At 63.9% G+C, this 16,718-nt stretch carries 21 protein-coding genes; 1 reads left to right on the top strand and 20 read right to left on the bottom strand.

Going from position 1 to position 16,718, the window contains the following annotated elements; genetic code table 11:
• Positions 1 to 8 precede the first annotated feature (8 nt).
• The gene (locus DFR51_RS12130) at positions 9 to 329 is read left to right on the top strand and encodes a 4a-hydroxytetrahydrobiopterin dehydratase (protein WP_276330568.1); all 321 of its coding nucleotides are present in this window, start codon (positions 9 to 11) and stop codon (positions 327 to 329) included.
• Between the two features lie 2 nt (positions 330 to 331).
• Here DFR51_RS12130 and DFR51_RS12125 read toward each other — a convergent pair whose 3' ends face one another.
• From DFR51_RS12125 to DFR51_RS12030, 20 genes are all read right to left on the bottom strand, one after another.
• On the bottom strand, positions 332 to 1,309 hold the full coding sequence (locus DFR51_RS12125; protein ID WP_121051429.1) for a M23 family metallopeptidase: 978 nt from the start codon (positions 1,307 to 1,309) through the stop codon (positions 332 to 334).
• Positions 1,310 to 1,333: 24 nt separating this feature from the next.
• A complete protein-coding gene (locus DFR51_RS12120) occupies positions 1,334 to 1,921 on the bottom strand; it encodes a hypothetical protein (protein ID WP_121051427.1) in 588 nt (195 codons plus the stop codon).
• Complete coding sequence (locus DFR51_RS12115; protein ID WP_121051425.1) at positions 1,918 to 2,454, bottom strand: RNA polymerase sigma factor; 537 nt, start codon at positions 2,452 to 2,454, stop codon at positions 1,918 to 1,920. Before DFR51_RS12115 ends, DFR51_RS12120 begins: the two co-directional genes overlap by 4 nt.
• Before the next feature lie 444 nt (positions 2,455 to 2,898).
• Positions 2,899 to 3,555 carry a hypothetical protein gene (locus DFR51_RS18840; protein ID WP_160119066.1) on the bottom strand — a complete coding sequence of 219 codons (657 nt, stop codon included), beginning with the start codon at positions 3,553 to 3,555 and terminating at the stop codon, positions 2,899 to 2,901.
• Between the two features lie 551 nt (positions 3,556 to 4,106).
• The gene (gene metK, locus DFR51_RS12105; RefSeq protein WP_121051423.1) at positions 4,107 to 5,324 is read right to left on the bottom strand and encodes a methionine adenosyltransferase; all 1,218 of its coding nucleotides are present in this window, start codon (positions 5,322 to 5,324) and stop codon (positions 4,107 to 4,109) included.
• 82 nt (positions 5,325 to 5,406) lie between these two features.
• A complete protein-coding gene (locus DFR51_RS12100; protein WP_121051422.1) occupies positions 5,407 to 5,799 on the bottom strand; it encodes a helix-turn-helix domain-containing protein in 393 nt (130 codons plus the stop codon).
• Positions 5,800 to 5,865: 66 nt separating this feature from the next.
• A complete protein-coding gene (lnt, locus tag DFR51_RS12095; RefSeq protein WP_243445521.1) occupies positions 5,866 to 7,365 on the bottom strand; it encodes an apolipoprotein N-acyltransferase in 1,500 nt (499 codons plus the stop codon).
• A complete protein-coding gene (locus DFR51_RS12090; RefSeq protein ID WP_121051641.1) occupies positions 7,362 to 8,273 on the bottom strand; it encodes a hemolysin family protein in 912 nt (303 codons plus the stop codon). Before DFR51_RS12090 ends, lnt begins: the two co-directional genes overlap by 4 nt.
• A gap of 13 nt (positions 8,274 to 8,286) precedes the next feature.
• A complete protein-coding gene (gene ybeY / locus DFR51_RS12085) occupies positions 8,287 to 8,793 on the bottom strand; it encodes an rRNA maturation RNase YbeY (protein WP_121051418.1) in 507 nt (168 codons plus the stop codon).
• Positions 8,786 to 9,790 (bottom strand): PhoH family protein, encoded by a 1,005-nt coding sequence (locus tag DFR51_RS12080; RefSeq protein WP_121051416.1) that lies wholly within the window; start codon positions 9,788 to 9,790, stop codon positions 8,786 to 8,788. The genes ybeY and DFR51_RS12080 overlap by 8 nt, the downstream gene beginning before the upstream one ends.
• Positions 9,791 to 9,792: 2 nt before the next feature.
• Complete coding sequence (miaB, locus tag DFR51_RS12075; protein WP_121051414.1) at positions 9,793 to 11,100, bottom strand: tRNA (N6-isopentenyl adenosine(37)-C2)-methylthiotransferase MiaB; 1,308 nt, start codon at positions 11,098 to 11,100, stop codon at positions 9,793 to 9,795.
• A gap of 14 nt (positions 11,101 to 11,114) precedes the next feature.
• Complete coding sequence (locus tag DFR51_RS12070; RefSeq protein WP_121051412.1) at positions 11,115 to 11,540, bottom strand: Fur family transcriptional regulator; 426 nt, start codon at positions 11,538 to 11,540, stop codon at positions 11,115 to 11,117.
• A gap of 79 nt (positions 11,541 to 11,619) precedes the next feature.
• Positions 11,620 to 12,039, bottom strand: a complete 420-nt coding sequence (locus DFR51_RS12065) for a Ros/MucR family transcriptional regulator (protein WP_121051410.1) — start codon at positions 12,037 to 12,039, stop codon at positions 11,620 to 11,622.
• 103 nt (positions 12,040 to 12,142) lie between these two features.
• On the bottom strand, positions 12,143 to 12,580 hold the full coding sequence (locus DFR51_RS12060; RefSeq protein ID WP_170151775.1) for a GNAT family N-acetyltransferase: 438 nt from the start codon (positions 12,578 to 12,580) through the stop codon (positions 12,143 to 12,145).
• Positions 12,581 to 12,597: 17 nt separating this feature from the next.
• A complete protein-coding gene (gene tsaB, locus DFR51_RS12055) occupies positions 12,598 to 13,212 on the bottom strand; it encodes a tRNA (adenosine(37)-N6)-threonylcarbamoyltransferase complex dimerization subunit type 1 TsaB (RefSeq protein ID WP_174234216.1) in 615 nt (204 codons plus the stop codon).
• On the bottom strand, positions 13,212 to 13,805 hold the full coding sequence (locus DFR51_RS12050; protein ID WP_121051404.1) for a malonic semialdehyde reductase: 594 nt from the start codon (positions 13,803 to 13,805) through the stop codon (positions 13,212 to 13,214). Before DFR51_RS12050 ends, tsaB begins: the two co-directional genes overlap by 1 nt.
• Before the next feature lie 34 nt (positions 13,806 to 13,839).
• Entirely contained in the window at positions 13,840 to 14,397 is a 558-nt protein-coding gene (locus DFR51_RS12045; protein ID WP_121051402.1) for a NifU family protein, read from the bottom strand.
• A gap of 84 nt (positions 14,398 to 14,481) precedes the next feature.
• Positions 14,482 to 14,940 (bottom strand): universal stress protein, encoded by a 459-nt coding sequence (locus tag DFR51_RS12040; RefSeq protein ID WP_121051400.1) that lies wholly within the window; start codon positions 14,938 to 14,940, stop codon positions 14,482 to 14,484.
• Positions 14,937 to 15,887 (bottom strand): DUF2333 family protein, encoded by a 951-nt coding sequence (locus tag DFR51_RS12035; RefSeq protein ID WP_121051398.1) that lies wholly within the window; start codon positions 15,885 to 15,887, stop codon positions 14,937 to 14,939. Before DFR51_RS12035 ends, DFR51_RS12040 begins: the two co-directional genes overlap by 4 nt.
• A gap of 91 nt (positions 15,888 to 15,978) precedes the next feature.
• Positions 15,979 to 16,632, bottom strand: coding sequence for a DUF4136 domain-containing protein (locus DFR51_RS12030; protein WP_121051639.1), 654 nt, complete (start codon positions 16,630 to 16,632; stop codon positions 15,979 to 15,981).
• Positions 16,633 to 16,718: the final 86 nt, after the last annotated feature.

Raw genomic sequence — 16,718 nt, 5'->3', positions numbered from 1 at the left:
CGACATAGGTGGTCGCATGCCGCCGCGCCAGCAGGAGGACAGCCATGGTGAAGAAACTTGCCGACGCCGAACGCGCAGCGCATCTCGCGGATCTCCCGGCATGGAAACTCGCCGAGGGGCGAGACGGCATCACCCGCAGCTTCCGCTTCAAGGATTTTTCGCAAGCGTTCGGCTTCATGAGCCGCGTGGCGCTGCTCGCCGAAAAGGCGGACCATCACCCCGAATGGTCGAACGTGTGGAACCGCGTCGATATCCTGCTCACTACGCACGACGCGGGCGGGCTTTCGATGCGCGATATCGAGATGGCGAAGGCGATCGACGCGCTTTAGGCCTATTCCGTCACCGCGATGCTTTGCCCGCGCACCGGTTCGCCGTCGCGCACCGGCCGTCCGTCCACCAGCATGTCATGGAAGGTCGCGGGCAGGCCCGTGCCGCCGTCGGCGAAAGTCGCGCCCGTCTGCACGTGGAAATGGATGTGCGGTTCCGATGTGCGCCCGCTGTTGCCGCACAGGCCGAGCGGCTGCCCCGCCTTCACGGTGTCGCCCGCCTTCACCTTCACCGAGCCGTTCTGCAGGTGCGCAACGAGCGCGTGCTGCTCCGGCCCGACGCGGACGATCACGTGGTTGCCCGCCGCCGCCTTGGCGCTCAAGTCGCCGATCGCCATGTCGGGAAGCCCGTCGACAGCCTCGGTAACGACGCCGTCTGCCGCCGCGAGCACCGGCTCATTCCAGCAATAATAGGATGCATGTTCGTTCGCGGGGCCGGAAAAACTCTTGCCGTCCTTCACCACCAGCAGATCGAACGCATAAGTCTGCGCGGGCGCGACCATGTGGTAATTGCGGGCAAGGTTGCGCCCGCCCCAGAAAGTAAGCCAGGTGCCCTCGCGCGGCGCAGCGAACGGCGGGCGGACGGAGACGCCCGTCCCCGCGGCTGGCGCTGCGGGCGGCGGTGCGGAGGGTTGCACGGTCGCGGCGACCACGGTGCCCTTTTCGTCCCACACCACCATGCTCATCGCGGCGGGTGCGCGCTCATAGGCGGCAAGCCGCTGGTAGAACGTCAGCCCGTTGATGGCCATTTCCACCTCGTCGAACACCTGCGTCTGCTTGCCCATCTGCCCTGCGATGGCGGTGGAAAAGGCTGCAGGCCCGCCCCCGGCATCGATCCGCGCCTTCAGTTCGGGGGATGCCGTCGCCGCCAGCGCGGCGACGCTCTCAGGCGATGACCAATCCGAAAGCGCGCGCCCCCGCTCGGTGGCGGATTGGGGCTGGGCGGTGCCTGCTGCGGCCATGGCGAGCAGTGCGGCGATCATTGAAGCGTGCAAAACAGAACTCCTTCACAGGTTCGAAAAACGGTCGTGGCTTTCGAGTTCGGCGGCCATCGCCTCGGCGCCGCGCCGGTTCAGGCGAATGACCCAGATCATTGCAATCGCCGTCGCGGCGGCAAGGGCGATCACGAGCAGACGCCCGCCCGGCGGCACCTTCAGGAACGCGCTCACGTAGATCGTCGCCATACCGGGCACCAATGGCCCGATGTACCAGCGCGCGACGGATGCAAGCGCGTCGCGTTCCCGCCGAAGCGTGTGGCGATAGGCTTCGATGCTCGGCTGCGCGCCGTCGATCGCGGCGCGTCCGCCCGTGCGCCGATGAAGCTGCCACGCCACAACGCCGCCGCCGATCCCCAGCAGGATCAGGCCGATCGAACGCCCGCCGAATGCACCAAGCCGTATGTCGAGGAGAACGAGGCCCACAATGCCAACGATCATCATTGCAGCCGTCAGATACTCGATGAGGTTTCGCCGCCCCACGCGGCGTTCGAGCGCGGCGTGCCGCCGGTGAATCTCGTCTGCGGGCAGCACGCGCGGCTGCATGGCCTGCGCCTTCCACAATGCGCCCATTGCGCTTGTGTCGTTCGTGTCGGTCACGGTCGATTCCCTTCCGCGAATTGCCGGGCGAGCAGCGCCTTGATGCGATGGATGCGCGTGGCGATGGCGCCCGGTGTCAGCCCGGTGATCTCTGCGCTCGCGGCGGCGTCCACCTCTTCAAGGTGGAGCAGCAGCACCTGCCGGTCGATGGGCCGCAGCCGCCAGATCAGCCCATAGAGTCTCTCAAGCGTCGCCCCGGTGTCTGCGCGTTCCTCCGGCCCCGCGCGGCCATCGGCGATGTCGATGCCGTCAAGGTCCACGAAGGCGCCGGGCTTCGTCCGCACCGCGCGTTGCACATGCCGCGCGCCCACGTTGTGCGCGATGCGATGTACCCATGTGGAAAGGCTGCACTGCCCCGCGAAGCTTGCGAAGCTCCGCCAAAGCTGAAGGTGAATCTCCTGCTCCAGATCCTCGCGCAGCGCGGGGTCCGCCTCATAGCCCGCCGAAAGCCGGGCGATCATGCCGCCATGCGCCGCTGCCGCGTCCGCATACAGCGCATCCTGCCGCTCGCTCTGGCCTACTGGGCCGCTCATCCAAAAACTCCACGCATGGGTCGTGAAGGGACAGTCGCAGCGACAGGAGGTTTCTTACAAAGAAATTCTCGGGCCTTTACGGGCGGCAAGCAACGACTCCGCCGAAGGCAAGGCTCAGAACCGCCGCGTCACGGTCAACATTCTCGTCAGCAAGGGCCTCGACGGGATTTAAGGGGTTTGGGGTGGGCTTCGGCCCACCCTACGCCCCGCTTTCGAGGGTTTCGTGCGAACGCCTTTTATCCGATTGCTGACCCGACAGCGGAGTGGGCAGGATTTCTTGCAAGGAAGTTCGCGCCGCTGTTCGGGGGGGGGGCGGTGCGGGTTCTGTGTGATAGTTTGATTGCGGGGAACGAGCTTTAAATGCTTCTGTCAATATTTGTTTTGGTGACAGGTGTTCGGCAAGAATATTTCTTCAAAAAATGCACTACTTTGACGCACATGCGCCTATTGAAAAAATGAATCTGATATATCTCTTTTATCTATTCTTACGCCGCAGATGATTTTTCTTTCTGTAAGAATGTTTTCTAGATGATTTCTGCATTTCGGAAATTGTTCGGCAACATTTTTTATAAGACGGCACCAATGTAAATCATCATCATTGGATTTTCCAATAAATGGTGGATTCGTCAGCCCAGGAAAATTTACTATCATAACAGACATAATAATATAATCATGAAATGAAATATTATCATTGGAACATAATAGAATTTTTGCGTCTAAGCTCCCAACATGGCCCCAAAGAACGCGCTCTTTGTGATAACTTTTAAATTGTGGAGTAAAGAACCTGATGTAATGATCACCATCATCAGATGGCAATGTAAACAATTTTTTGTCCCTATTAGAGATGGTTAAAAATAAACCAACAGACTCCAGCATATTATAGGATGTTGTCTTGTAATTATCTCTTAGAGACATTGTTGGAATCCCTTTAAAAATGATCCTTCCAATTTGTTTTCGATCAAAACCGTGACGTAAGTCTTTGGCGCGGCGAACGTCGTTGTATTGCTGATATCGATCAAAAGGTAACCTGAACAAAAATACGAGCTTCGGAGGGCGAACCTTCCCCTTCGAGTTTCTCCAGCCAAGCGAGGCCGATTTCAACTTCGCTTTCAACGCCGATGTCGCGTCGCCGCGACCACAGCCACCTCACTCATGAGACCAACCCAACGGGCTTTTCCTCTGGATCGGTGAAGCGCCACATTAGGATGGCGGACGCCCAATCGAACGATAGTCCGTCGCGGAGGCCTGCGAATTCGATTTCTGCTCCGATCACTAGCTGGTCCATGACACCCGCCAGAAGCTCGAAACCCTGCTTGCCTTCGCCGCCGAAAACGCCCAGCCATTCGATCTGCCATTCGCCTCTACCCGGCTCCAGTTGATCCAGCGATTCTGGTCGGCTTCTGCGGCGGCAGGCGCCGCAGGAATCGCTATCAGACTGGCGGCAACAGGATAGACACTTTTGCGTATCCCGTCCCCCATGCAGTACGCACGTGGGCCACGTCCATATTGGTACCCGATCTGCAGATCGGGTACCCCAAATCATACGAATGTTGGGTACGCGGGATGTTTCTTGGCCCATTCCGGGGCTGGCAACGGAACACTTATCCCAGTTCTTGCGCTTTCGATGGGGAAGCGGAGGAGGCGCGTTCTCCTTAAACCGCCGCCTTCAGCTTCGCCACCAGATCGGTCTTCTCCCACGGGAAGAAGTCGCCCTCCGGCTTCCGCCCGAAATGCCCGTAGGCGGCGGTGCGGCTGTAGATCGGCTTGTTGAGGCCCAGGTGTTCGCGGATGCCCTTGGGCGTCAGGCGCACGAGCTGCGGGATCACCGTTTCCAGCTTCGCTTCGTCCACCGTGCCGGTGCCGTGCAGGTCGACATAGAGCGACAGCGGCTCGGCGACGCCGATCGCGTAGGAGAGCTGGATCGTGCAGCGCTTGGCGAGGCCGGCGGCGACGATGTTCTTCGCAAGATAGCGCGTGATGTACGCGGCCGAGCGGTCCACCTTCGTCGGGTCCTTGCCGCTGAACGCGCCGCCGCCGTGGGGGGAGGCGCCGCCGTAGGTGTCGACGATGATCTTACGGCCCGTCAGCCCGGCGTCGCCGTCCGGTCCGCCGATCTCGAAGCGGCCCGTGGGGTTCACGTGGATTGCCGTCTTTTCGGTAACGAAGCCGTCGGGCAGCACGTCCTTGAACACGCCCATCACATAGTCGTGCAGAATCTTGAACTTGTCCGGGTCGCCTTCGCCGCCGTGCCAGAAATAGCCCGGTGCGTGCTGCGTCGAAACGACGAGCGCGGTCGCTTCCACGGGCACGCCGCCCGCGTAGCGCAGCGTCACCTGGCTCTTGCTGTCCGGCTCCAGGAATGGCGCCGCGCCCGAATGGCGGTCCGCCGCCAGCCGGGCGAGGATCTTGTGGCTGTAGTCGAGCGTCGCCGGCATCAGGTCGGGCGTCTCGTCGGTCGCGTAGCCGAACATGATGCCCTGGTCGCCCGCGCCCTCGTCCTTGTTGCCCGCCTCGTCGACACCCTGCGCGATGTGCGCGGACTGGCCGTGGAGGTTGTTTTCAAAGCGGAACTCTTCCCAGTGGAAGCCGTCCTGCGCGTATCCGATGCGCTTCACCGTCTCGCGTACGGTCTTTTCAATCTCGTCGAGCGCGCCCGGTGCCCATGCGCCATTCTCGTAGACGCCCTTGCAGCGGATTTCGCCCGCCAGCACCACGAGCTGTGTCGTCGTCAGCGTTTCGCAGGCGATGCGCGCTTCGGGATCTTTCGAAAGGAACAGATCGACGATCGCGTCCGAAATCTGGTCTGCAACCTTGTCGGGGTGGCCTTCAGAAACCGATTCCGACGTGAAGATGTAGTCGCTGCGCGCCATGCGTCTTTTTCCTGAAACAACTCTTGGACCGCCACGGTCTAGCGCCGCCGCACGTCCCGCGCAAGCGGACATAAAGAATCGTTTATGTCTTCTTGGCGCGGGTCTGCATGTCAAAGAGCGCATCCGCGCGCGCTGCATCGTCGGGCAGCGCCTTGAACGCGGCGATCAGCGCGCGGGTCTGCTCGTGGGTGCTTGGCGGCGCTTCGAATGCGTCCTGCGTTTCAGCCAGCACCAGTGCGCGGGGTGTGTCCAGCCCTTCGAAAAACCAGTCGATGCCGGTGCCGAGCCGCCCCGCGATCTCGAACAGTTTGCTGGCGCTGATGCGGTTGCTGCCGTTTTCGTATTTCTGCACCTGCTGCGCGCTGATGCCGAGGTCCGCGCCGAGTTCGGCCTGCGTCACCCCGCACGCCGTGCGGCTTTTGCGCAGGCGTTTGCCCACGTGAAGGTCGACAGGGTGGATGGGCTCGCTCGGCATGGCTCCGGGGTGGGGCAGAATACAACCATAGCGGGTGTATTTGCATCCGTTCCGGTGTGCAAGGCGTCAGCGCATGCGGCCGAATCTCCAGCCGAGAAGCATCAGCACCGCGGCAAGCAGCACCGGCAGGATGCGGCCGGTATGGCTGAACAGCGTCGGCGGGTTCGCCGCCGGCAGGCGCGCGTCGATCGTCCCTGCCTGTCCGCGCGGCATCGAGGCCGTCACGCGGCCGTTCGCGTCGATCACCGCGCTGATGCCTGTGGGCGTCGATCGTGCCATCGGCAGCCCCTCTTCGATGCTGCGCAGGCGCGCCTGCGCCAGGTGCATTTCCGCGCCCGCGCCCGCGAACCAGGCGTCGTTGGAAACATTGAGCAGCCAGGCCGGGCGATAACCAGCCTCGGTTACGCGGCCGTCGAAGATCACTTCATAGCAGATCAGCGGGCCGACCGCCGGGAAGCCGCTTGGAAGCGGCAGCGTGCGCGGCCCCGGTCCGGGCCAGAAATCGAGTGCGCCGGGTGCCAGTCGGTCGAGCCCGATCGCATTCAGCAGCGGTCGTGCAGGCAGGAATTCGCCGAACGGCACCAGTCGTTTCTTGTCGTAGCGCGCGAGGATGGCGCCTTCGCTGTCGAGCACGAACAGGCTGTTGCGCGCCGCGATCGCTCTGCCGTCGTCCGTGCGGATCGCTTTCAGCGCGCCGAGCAGCATCAGGTCGTTGGGCCCCAGATGCGCGCCGAGCCTCCTCCGCATCGCGGGCATTTCGTCGAGCAGGTCGGGGATTGCGGCTTCTGGCCAGATGAGCAGTCGCGCCGCGCGTGTCGGTGCGGGCGAGAGTTTCAGATATTTGGCAGCCGCGCGCGCGACGCCGTCTTCGGACCATTTCTCGTCCTGTCCGATGTCGGCCTGCACGATATTGAGGCGCGTGGCCGTAAGCGGCGTGGGCGTCCTCAGCGAGATCAGCCCGGCAAGCGCCGCCGCCGCCGTCAGCCCGATGATCGCGGCGCCCGTGCGCCATTGCCGTTCAAGGAGGAGAGAGAGCCCGCCCGCCGCGAGCAGGATCACCGCCGAAAGCCCGAGCCCGCCGACAAGCGCCGCACCCTGCCCCAGCCCCGCCATCGGCAGCGCGACCGCGCCGAGCGGATTCCACGGGAAGCCGGAAAAGAGAACGCCGCGCACGGCCTCCGCGATCGTCCAGCATCCTGCGAAGCCCAGCACCCGCGGCAGCCCCGCGCCGAAGCGTCTCGCCACCACGACCGTTATCGCCGGGAACACCGCGAGGTAGGCGGCAAGCAGCACCACGCCGATCCAGCCCGTCCACGCGGGCATGTCCTGCTGATACTGAAACGCCTGCGCGATCCAGTGGGTCCCCAGCAGGAAGTGCCCGAACCCGAACACCCACCCCGCCTTGGCCGCCTGACGCCACGTCCTGGTCGTCGCGGTTTCCCGGATCAGCCAGGCAAAGCCGATCAGCGTCAGCGGCCAGAGGTTCCACGGCGCGAAGCCAAGGCTGCTGACAATGCCCGCGCCGAACAACAGGCCGAGCCGTGTCAGCCTCGCGCGGGGTGTCACGCCCCGCCGGCCGCGGCCGCAACCGCGGCGGGCGGCCAGGCGCGCACGCGCTCGATCTTGCGCTCGTCGCCGGCGGTCACCTCGAACGACCATCCGCCCGGATGCTCCACGATCTCGCCGATCGCCGGGATGTGACCGGCGAGCATGAACACAAGGCCGCCCACGGTATCGACGTCGCCGTCCGCCGCTTCCGAAAGCGGCGCTCCCGTCGCCTTCTCCAGCGCCTCGATATCGACCCGCGCATCAACCTCGAAGCCGCCGTCCGGCAGCGGCGTGATCGCTTCGGCCTCTTCCTCGTCGTGCTCGTCGGCAATGTCGCCGACGATCTCCTCGACGAGATCCTCGATGGTCACGAGCCCGTCGGTGCCGCCGTATTCATCAACGACGATCGCCATGTGTGTGCGCCCCTGCCGCATCCGCGCGAGCAGATCGAGCACGCGCATCGCCGGCGGCACGAACAGCACCGGTCGCAGCAGGCTCTCCGCCTCCACATTGGCGCTGCGCCCCTCGCCCGCGATCACGGCGTAGACATCCTTCACGTGGATCATGCCGATCACGTCGTCGAGCGATTCGCGGAAAACCGGCAAACGGCTGTGGCCTGCATCAACGAAGGCGGCGACCAGTGTCTGGAAACTGTCCTCGACATCGCAGGCGATGATCTCCCCGCGCGGCACCATGACGTCACCCACGCGCCGCTCGCCGAAATCGAGAAGATTCCGCAGCATCAGGCGCTCGGTTTCGGAGAGATCGTCGCCTTCGGGGGTGTCGCCGGCGTGATCCTCCAGCGCTTCCTCGATGCTCTCGCGCAGCGTGGCTTCGGCGCTACGCCCGAAGATCAGGCTCCGCAAGGCGCGGAGAAGGGGTCGGAACGGCTGGTCGCCGCTGCTACTCGGAGGTTCGTCGCTCATCGTTTCCCAGCCGTCATGCCTCGCCGGCGTAGGGGTTGGCAATCCCCAGCGATGCAAGCACGCGGCGCTCCATCTCCTCCATCGCCTCGGCTTCGGCATCGTGCTCGTGGTCGTAACCGACGAGATGGAGCAATCCGTGGATGATGAGATGCGTCGTGTGATCGGCGATGGTGATGCCGCGCTCCTCGGCTTCGCGCGCGACGACGCCGTCGGCGAGCACGATGTCGCCAAGCAGCACTTCGCCGTCGTCGCTGTTCGAAAGGCTTTCCAGCAAATCCGGCTGCACCATCGGAAACGACAGCACGTTCGTCGGCTTGTCCTTGCCGCGGTACTGCGCGTTCAGCGTCTGCACCTCGCTGTCATCCGTCAGCCGGATCGAGATCTCGCAGCAAAAGCTCGCGTCGATGAGGCGCGCGTAAGGCGTCTCGCTGAGCGCAGCGCGGCAGGCGCCTTCGGCAAGCGTGGTCCAGTCGGTGTCCGGCCAATTACCGCCGGCAATGCCTGCGGCGACATCAAGCATTGGGGCCTTCGTAGGCCTCCACGATGCGGCCGACGATCGGATGGCGTACAACGTCTGCCGCGCCGAAGCGCACGACGGCGATTCCGTCGATGCCTTCCAGACGCTGCGTGGCGTCGTTGAGGCCGGAGCGGCCGGGGTTCGGCAGGTCGACCTGTTTCGGGTCGCCGCAAACGACCATGCGGCTGCCCTGCCCGAAGCGGGTGAGGAACATCTTCATCTGCTCGGGCGTGGTGTTCTGCGCCTCGTCCAGGATGACGAACGCGTTTGCCAGTGTGCGTCCGCGCATGAAGGCGATGGGCGCGATCTCGATCTCGCCGCTGGCGATGCGCCGCTCGACCTGTTCGGAGGGCAGCATGTCGTAAAGCGCGTCGTAAAGCGGGCGGAGGTAGGGATCGACCTTCTCTCGCATGTCGCCGGGAAGGAAGCCGAGCCGTTCGCCCGCTTCCACCGCCGGACGCGACAGGATCAGCCGGTCCACCGAGCCGGCTATCAGCTGGCTAACGGCCTGTGCCACGGCCACATAGGTCTTGCCGGTTCCCGCCGGGCCGAGCGCAAAGATGATGTCCTGCCGAGCGAGCGCTTCCATGTAGCGCAGCTGCGTCGGCGAGCGCGGCACAATGGTCTTGCGCCGGGTGCGGATGATGACGGGCGAGGCGCCGCCGTCCTCTGCGCGGACGAGACCTTCGAGCGAGGGGTCCTGCGACAGCGCAAGTGCGCCCTCAACGTCACCGACATCGACACCCTGCCCGAGTGCGAGCCGGTTGTAGAGCCCGGTCAGAACGTCGCGGGCGCGGGCAGCCGAATGCGCCTCCCCCTCGATCGAAAGCCGGTTGCCGCGCGCGGCGATATAGACGCCGAGCCGGTTCTCGATCGCGATCAGGTTCTGATCGTATTGGCCGAACAGCGCGCCGAGCAGTTCGGCGCGGTCGAAATCCAGTTCGAGTCGGACACGGTCATTGGCGGCGGGCTGGGAAAGCGGAGCGGATTTTTTTGCCATCGTCAGGCAGCTTCGGCGAATGCGATGCGTCCTGCAAGACTGTTCGCGAAGGCCCCCTCTATCTCCACCGTCACAATGTCTCCGATGTGTGTGCTGCCTGCATCGACATACACGGATTGCAGCCAAGGCGACTTGCCGATCAGCTGCCCGTCGCGCTTGCCGGGGCGTTCCAGCAGAATGGGCATGGTGCGGCCGAGCGCCGCGCGGTTGAACGCGAGCTGCTGTTCCTGCACCAGCGCCTGCAGGCGATGCAGGCGGTCCGATTTCACGTCCTCGTCGATCTGCCCGTCCATGTCCGCCGCGGGCGTGCCGGGGCGCGCTGAATATTTGAACGAATAGGCCTGCGCGTAGTGCGCTGCGCGGATGATCGCGAGCGTGTCCTCGAACTCGGCCTCGGTCTCGCCGGGGAAGCCGACGATGAAATCGCCCGAGATCGCCATGTCCGCGCGCGCTGCGCGCAGCTTCTCGATGATGGCGAGATAGGTCTCGGCCGTGTGCGAGCGGTTCATCGCCTTCAGCACGCGGTTGGAGCCTGACTGCACGGGAAGGTGCAGGTAGGGCATCAGCTTGTCGATTGTCCGGTGTGCGTCGATCAGCGCGTCCGTCATGTCAGCCGGATGGCTCGTTGTGTAGCGGATGCGCGCGACACCTTCGATCGCCGCCACCTCCGCGATGAGCGCTGCGAAATCGGTGCGGTCGTGGCGGTATGCGTTGACGTTCTGGCCGAGCAGCACGATCTCGCGTGCGCCTTCCCCGGCGAGGCGCCGCGCCTCTTCCAGAATCGCCGCCGCGGGACGTGAAACCTCGGCGCCGCGCGTATAGGGAACGACGCAATAGGTGCAGAACTTGTCGCAGCCCTCCTGGATCGTCAGGAACGAGGATGGCGCAGCCTTGCGGCGCTTGCCCAGCGCTTCGAACTTTTCGAGCGTCGGCAGGTCGGTCTCGACCGGGCGCTCCTTTGCCCGCGCGATCAGATCGGGCAGACGGTGATACGCCTGCGGGCCTACAACGACATCGACCGCCGGCGCGCGCCGCACGATCTCGGCGCCTTCGGCCTGCGCCACGCAGCCCGCGACCGCCACGATCGGTTTCGGCCCGTCCCGATGTTTCAGGCGGCCGATCTCCGAATAGACCTTCTCGCTCGCGCGTTCGCGGATGTGGCACGTGTTGAGCACGACGATGTCGGCATCCTCTGCCGATGCGGCCTGCGTATGGCCTTCCGCCTCCAGCAGTTCGGCCATGCGCTCGCTGTCATAGACGTTCATCTGGCAGCCGAACGTCTTGACGAAATAGGAACGGGGATCAGGCACGCCGGGTCCGGTTTTCAGTTCGCCGGCTTCGTCTTGAGCGGGCGGCCGTAAAGTTCCAGCCGATGATCGACGAGCTCGAAACCGAGCCGCTCCGCAATGAGACGCTGCAGCTCTTCGAGCGCGTTGTCGTGGAATTCGATCACTGCGCCGGTTTCAACATCGATCAGGTGGTCGTGATGCTCCTCGGGTGTCGGCTCATAGCGTGACCGCCCGTCGCGGAAGTCATGACGTTCAAGGATGCCCGCCTCCTCGAAGAGGCGCACGGTGCGATAGACGGTGGCGATGGAAATGCCGGAATCGATCGCCGACGCTCGCCGGTACAGCTCTTCCACGTCGGGGTGGTCGTCCGCATCGGAAAGCACGCGCGCGATCACGCGTCGCTGCTCGGTGATGCGCAGGCCGCGCTCGGCGCAAATGGCTTCAATGTCGATTTTCGTCATTGCCGGACTTTAGGCATGGAAACAGGGACGGACAAGTCCGTCCCTGCTGTCCTTCATACCACCCGATGGGCGGTGCGCGTTACTTGCGCTTGCCGGCGCGCTTGGTGCCAAGACCGATCTTCTTGGCGAGCGCCTGGCGCTGCAATGCATAGTTGGGGGCGACCATCGGATAGTCGGCGGGAAGGTTCCACTTCGCGCGATACTCGTCCGGGGTCATGTTGTAGTGCGTCATCAGGTGGCGCTTCAGCATTTTCAGCTTCTTGCCGTCTTCAAGACAGATGACGTAGTCCGGCTTGATCGACGCGCGGATAGAAACTGCAGGCTCTTGCTTCGGCTTCGCAGGCTCCACCACCCCGCCAAGCTTTACAAGCGTCGAATAGACGTTCTCGATAACGACCGGCAGGTCCGAAACCGCCACCGTATTGTTCGCGACATGCGAGGACACAATGTCCGCCGTAAGTGCAAGTAGTTCCTGATGATTATCGCTATGTTCGTTCATAATACCCGATGACCCCGACCGTTTTTGTTGTTGGTGTCGGGATTTATGTAGCGTTCGGATGAATTTCGCAAGAATTAACGTGATGAGCGAGGGCGTTAAATAGCTAGAGCGTCAGCGACATGGTCATTGCATCGAAGCGCAAATGATTCTCACCCACATAATAATCTTTTCTCTGTCCGACGCAGATAAATCCATAACGTTCATAAAGCCCGCGCGCAGCATTGTTACCAGTGCGAACTTCCAAGAACATGCGGCGGACCTGTGCGTGTTTCGCAAGATCAATCGATCTTTTCAGAAGTTCTGTTCCGATACCCTGCCCGCTACGCGAGGGGTCAACCGCGATCAGCAAGAGCTCGCAATCGTCGGCGGCAAGGCGCGTCAGCGCGAAACCGACGGGTACGCCGTCGGCAACCGCTATTTCGGCGCGCGTGCCGGACATCGCGAGCGTGCCGAGCAGCTGGCTGCCGTTCCAGCCCTCGCCATACTGCGGATCGAATGCGCGCGACATCAGCGCCGCAAGCGCGGGGACGTCGTCGATCATCACGGGCCGGTAGTGCCTCATGCAGGCAGCTTCGCATCGGGTGCGCGCACGTAGAGCGGTGTCGGCGGCAAGCTGCGGAGTTCTGGCGCCAGCAGCCTCACATCGCGTGCGTCGGGCGGTGTCTCGGAAAGAATCACCGCCGTGCTGCCGGCATCTCTCAACAAGGCCGCCCCCGTTCCTGCGAGAGCCCCTTCGTATTCCGCCGCCGCTGCGGCGATCGACAGTGCGGCGGCGGGCGCGGCTGGTTTCAGATTCCGATCGAAGGTTTGCACGAACACCTCGCCGCGCCCGGCATCCATCACAATGGTGAGCGGCGCCATATCGTGTGCGGCCAGCGCGCTCGCCGCAATCAGCGCCGTCGATGAATAGCCGTAAACCGGCACGGCCCATACCAGCCCGAAACCCCGCGCTGCGGCAATGCCGACGCGAAGCCCGGTGAAGCTGCCCGGCCCCACGTCGACCGCGATGGCGCGGGGCCGCCTGCCCGCCTCGGCAAGCACGGCCTCGACAAGCGGCACAAGCCGCTCGGCGTGGCCGCGGCCGATGATTTCGTGCCGCGCTGCAACGATGGTGGTCCCGTCGATCAGCGCGACCGAACAGGCGGCGGTGCCGGTTTCGATCGCGAGCAGCATCAGATAATGGACGCGGCCTCTTCAAACGAAAGGCGCGGGCTGCGCGGGAACAGGTTCTTCTCGGTGCCGTAACCGATCGAGCAGATGAAGTTCGTCTCGATGTCGGTGCCCGCGAAGAAGGCCGCATCGACCTTTTCCTTGTCGAAGCCCGACATCGGGCCGCAATTCAGGCCGATCGCGCGCGCCGCGATGATGAAATAGGCGCCCTGCAGCGATGAATTGCGGAACGCCGTTTCGCGGATGAGCGCATCGTCGCCGGTGAACCAGCTGCGCGCATCGGTATGCGGGAAAAGCTTGGGCAGCTCGTCGTAGAACTTAATGTCCATGCCGATGATCGCGGTCACCGGCGCTTGCCGGATCTTCGGCGCGTTGTTGCCCGATGCGCAGGCGGCGAGTTTTTCGCGCGCTTCCGCGCTCTTCGCGAACACGATCCGTGCCGGCTCGCAATTCGCCGACGTGGGGCCCATGCGCATCAGGTCGTAGATGGCGCGCAGCTGCACGTCGCTGACCGCGCGGTCAGACCAGTCGTTATGCGTCCTCGCGCTGCGGAAGATAAGGTCGAGGTCGCGGTCGCTCAGCAGATGATCGGTCATGGGGGACTCCCTGTTTTTATCGCCGCCGTGCCGGTCAGACGGCGCGGACGTCCGTTACTTCGGGCACATAGTATTTCAGAAGGTTTTCGATGCCGTTCTTTAATGTCGCGGTCGATGACGGGCAGCCCGCGCACGCGCCCTGCATCTGCAGGTAGACGATACCTTCGCGGAAGCCCTTGTAGATGATGTCGCCTCCGTCGTTCGCAACCGCGGGGCGGATGCGCGTTTCCAGCAGGTCCTTGATCTGCGCGACGATATCCGCGGTTTCGGAATCGTCCTCGATTGCGTCTTCGGCAGCGGCGGTTTCATTCAGCAGCGGTGCGCCGCTCGCGAAATGATCGACGATGATGCCGAGCACCTGCGGCTTCAGCTCGCGCCAGTCGCTGCCGCCTTCGGCGCGCGTCACCGAGATGAAGTCGCTGCCGAGGAACACGCCGGTCACGTCGCCGAGGCTGAACAGCGCGGTCGCCAGCGGTGAGGCTTCGGCGGCTTCGGGCGAACTGAAATCGATGGTTCCCGAAGGCATCACGGCGCGGCCGGGAAGGAACTTCACGGTTGCAGGATTGGGTGTGGCCTGGGTTTCGATGAACATGGTTGGAATCCTTGGGGGGTGGGAGTCCTTGGGCGGGTGTCTTGTTCTGATGCCCGTCTCATGTGGCGTGCCTTGGCCGCCGGATCAAGCCAGACGGTCAAGCGCGTCCGGATCGAGCCCCCCCGGAACGATCACCACCACGCAGGGAAGGTTGCCCGCGCGCTCGCCGGAAAAGTGGCTGACGAGCGGCCCCGGCGCGCCCTTGGCGGCGGCGCCGAGGATCAGCGCGTGGACATTGTTTTCGGTGAGCATCTGGCTGACCTCATCGATCGCCTTGCCCTCGCGAATCACGAGGGCCGGACGTTGGCCCGAAAGCGCCATAACTTCTTCGGCTTTGCGGCTCAGCAGGGCTTCGGCGGCCTCCTGTGCCTCGGCGGCGATCATGTCCTGAAGCCCGCCGGAAAGCAGAAACTCCGGCTTGGGTATGATATGCGCGAGCATGATGTTGCCGCCCGTCATTTTCGCGCGGAGTGCGGCATAGCGCATGGCGAGCGCCGATTCGTCGGTATCGTCGACGACGACGAGGTAGTTGGGCTCCGTCATCGTGCAAGGCCTGCCGCAAGCGTGCGCAGCGATTCGCGCCCGCGCATCAGGAAATAGCCCTGTTCGACGAGATCCTGCCGACCGACCCCGAACGTCGGGCGCTTTTCGGAAACGGCATCCAGGGCCTCCGTCGTTTCGGCCCACGTCGCCGCGAGCTGGCGCTGGCCGATCGTCGTGCCGAAATCCTCGCGAAGGCCCCGCATCAGCATGGCGGCGGCATAGGCCGCGCCGCGAACCTCGTTATACTGTGCGTCGGCGCTGCCCACGCGGCTGTCGTCGATCATCCGATCGACCGCGCCGGCCTCCTCGCCGAGCGCGGCGTGAAGGCTGAGCAGTGCGAGCCGGAGTTCGCGGGCATCGCCCTCTTCCGGCGCTTCGCTTTCGGCAACCGCACGGTTGTAGCGCGCCAGCGCGTCCACAGCGTCGCGGTAGCGGCCTTCTGCCGAGCCGCCGATGAAAGGGAAATCGCTGTGCAGCCAGCCGCGATCCGGCGCTGTCTTCAGCGCTTCTGCGGCTTCGCTGAGTTCGGGGTCACCGCCGACGCCCTGATCGAAGCTGCTGACGAATGCGCTGATCGCCGAATGTTGCCCGCGCTGGAAGGCGGGCATGTCTTCAAGCAGGCCCGTGGGGCGCAGCAGGCTGTCGTTCGGGGTCCAGCCCTTGTCCAGCGCCCGATCCAGCAGCATCGCGGCCGTCGCGACCGCAACGCTTCCGCCCGGCGGCAGCACCGTCGTATCCGGACGCACGGTAAGATCGGCGCGTGTGTCCGATAGCAGGCTGCCGAGGACACCCCAGTAGAGAATTGCCGCGAAGAACGCGCCCAGAATCAGCAGCATCCAGCGCGGCATCGCCGTGAACCGTCCGATGAGATTGGTGCCGCTCGCGTCGGCGCTCGCGGCTGTAACGGGATTCACCGTCTGGCGGCGGAAGATGTCGAATATACCCACGCGCTGTTCTTAGAACATCGCGGGCAAATGTGGGAACCGGTTTTGGGCACCCGGCGCTGCAACAGGGAAGGCCCTGTCGCAGCGCGATCGCCTAGTAACCGCTTTTCTTCTGGTCGATCTTCACGCGGACGGTCTGTCCGGAATTGCCGGGGAAGCCCTGGAACATCGCCTCGACGAGGTTGGGCACCAGCTTGGTGAGGTCGGACGAGCGCGTCGTCGATTCGGCGCGGCCCTCGAAGACCGGCGCGCCGTTCTTGCGCACGATGTCCATGTCCAGGAACGAGCGGTAGACCGTGTAGCTGTAAACCTCGGTGCCGCCGCCGAAGCCCGGTCCCCAGAACGGGTCGTAGAACGAACCCCAGTAATAGGGGTGATAGCGATAGCGGCTATAATAGGGCCAGCCCCAGCCGCCCCATCCGTAGCCCGCCCCGAAGCCGGTGTAACGGGTATCGATCTTCTCGCGGCCGTCGTTCACGCCATAGTCGAGCTTGACGACGAGCGTTGCCGCTTCTGGCGAGGCCGCGCGCTGATAGCCCTGCTGAACGAGGTTGTTTTCGACGTACGACGCATATTGCGCGAACTCGAGCCCGCCAGCGCGGGCCGGGTCTCGCGCCTCGATCGTGAAGCTTTCGCCCGAAGGCGCCGGCAGGCGCTGGAAGCGCGACACATCGGCAGTGAAGGGCGTCGTGCAGGCGGCAACAAGCGCCAGCAGCCCCAGCGACAACAGAATCTTCGGCAGTTTCATGCTATTCACCTACGGGCCTTCTCGTTCGCACCCACGCCATCTCTATATAGTGCATGTGCGCGGCTGAACGATCCCTGAATTTTCAA

The sequence above is a fragment of the Sphingosinicella microcystinivorans genome (assembly GCF_003634215.1).
In the GTDB taxonomy this organism is placed as follows: domain Bacteria; phylum Pseudomonadota; class Alphaproteobacteria; order Sphingomonadales; family Sphingomonadaceae; genus Sphingosinicella; species Sphingosinicella microcystinivorans.
This window is presented reverse-complemented; position numbering and strand designations above follow the sequence as displayed.

Excerpts from the sequence above, each read along its gene's own strand:
- DFR51_RS12125 (WP_121051429.1), bottom strand. The coding sequence starts at position 1,309 with ATGATCGCCGCACTGCTCGCCATGGCCGCAGCAGGCACCGCCCAGCCC.
- DFR51_RS12050 (WP_121051404.1), bottom strand. The coding sequence starts at position 13,805 with ATGACCGATCATCTGCTGAGCGACCGCGACCTCGACCTTATCTTCCGC.
- DFR51_RS12065 (WP_121051410.1), bottom strand. The coding sequence starts at position 12,039 with ATGAACGAACATAGCGATAATCATCAGGAACTACTTGCACTTACGGCG.
- metK (WP_121051423.1), bottom strand. The coding sequence starts at position 5,324 with ATGGCGCGCAGCGACTACATCTTCACGTCGGAATCGGTTTCTGAAGGC.
- DFR51_RS12080 (WP_121051416.1), bottom strand. The coding sequence starts at position 9,790 with ATGGCAAAAAAATCCGCTCCGCTTTCCCAGCCCGCCGCCAATGACCGT.
- tsaB (WP_174234216.1), bottom strand. The coding sequence starts at position 13,212 with ATGCTGCTCGCGATCGAAACCGGCACCGCCGCCTGTTCGGTCGCGCTG.
- DFR51_RS12045 (WP_121051402.1), bottom strand. The coding sequence starts at position 14,397 with ATGTTCATCGAAACCCAGGCCACACCCAATCCTGCAACCGTGAAGTTC.
- DFR51_RS12060 (WP_170151775.1), bottom strand. The coding sequence starts at position 12,580 with ATGATCGACGACGTCCCCGCGCTTGCGGCGCTGATGTCGCGCGCATTC.
- DFR51_RS12115 (WP_121051425.1), bottom strand. The coding sequence starts at position 2,454 with ATGAGCGGCCCAGTAGGCCAGAGCGAGCGGCAGGATGCGCTGTATGCG.
- DFR51_RS12100 (WP_121051422.1), bottom strand. The coding sequence starts at position 5,799 with ATGCCGAGCGAGCCCATCCACCCTGTCGACCTTCACGTGGGCAAACGC.
- ybeY (WP_121051418.1), bottom strand. The coding sequence starts at position 8,793 with ATGCTTGATGTCGCCGCAGGCATTGCCGGCGGTAATTGGCCGGACACC.
- DFR51_RS12030 (WP_121051639.1), bottom strand. The coding sequence starts at position 16,632 with ATGAAACTGCCGAAGATTCTGTTGTCGCTGGGGCTGCTGGCGCTTGTT.
- DFR51_RS12070 (WP_121051412.1), bottom strand. The coding sequence starts at position 11,540 with ATGACGAAAATCGACATTGAAGCCATTTGCGCCGAGCGCGGCCTGCGC.
- DFR51_RS12040 (WP_121051400.1), bottom strand. The coding sequence starts at position 14,940 with ATGACGGAGCCCAACTACCTCGTCGTCGTCGACGATACCGACGAATCG.
- DFR51_RS12090 (WP_121051641.1), bottom strand. The coding sequence starts at position 8,273 with ATGAGCGACGAACCTCCGAGTAGCAGCGGCGACCAGCCGTTCCGACCC.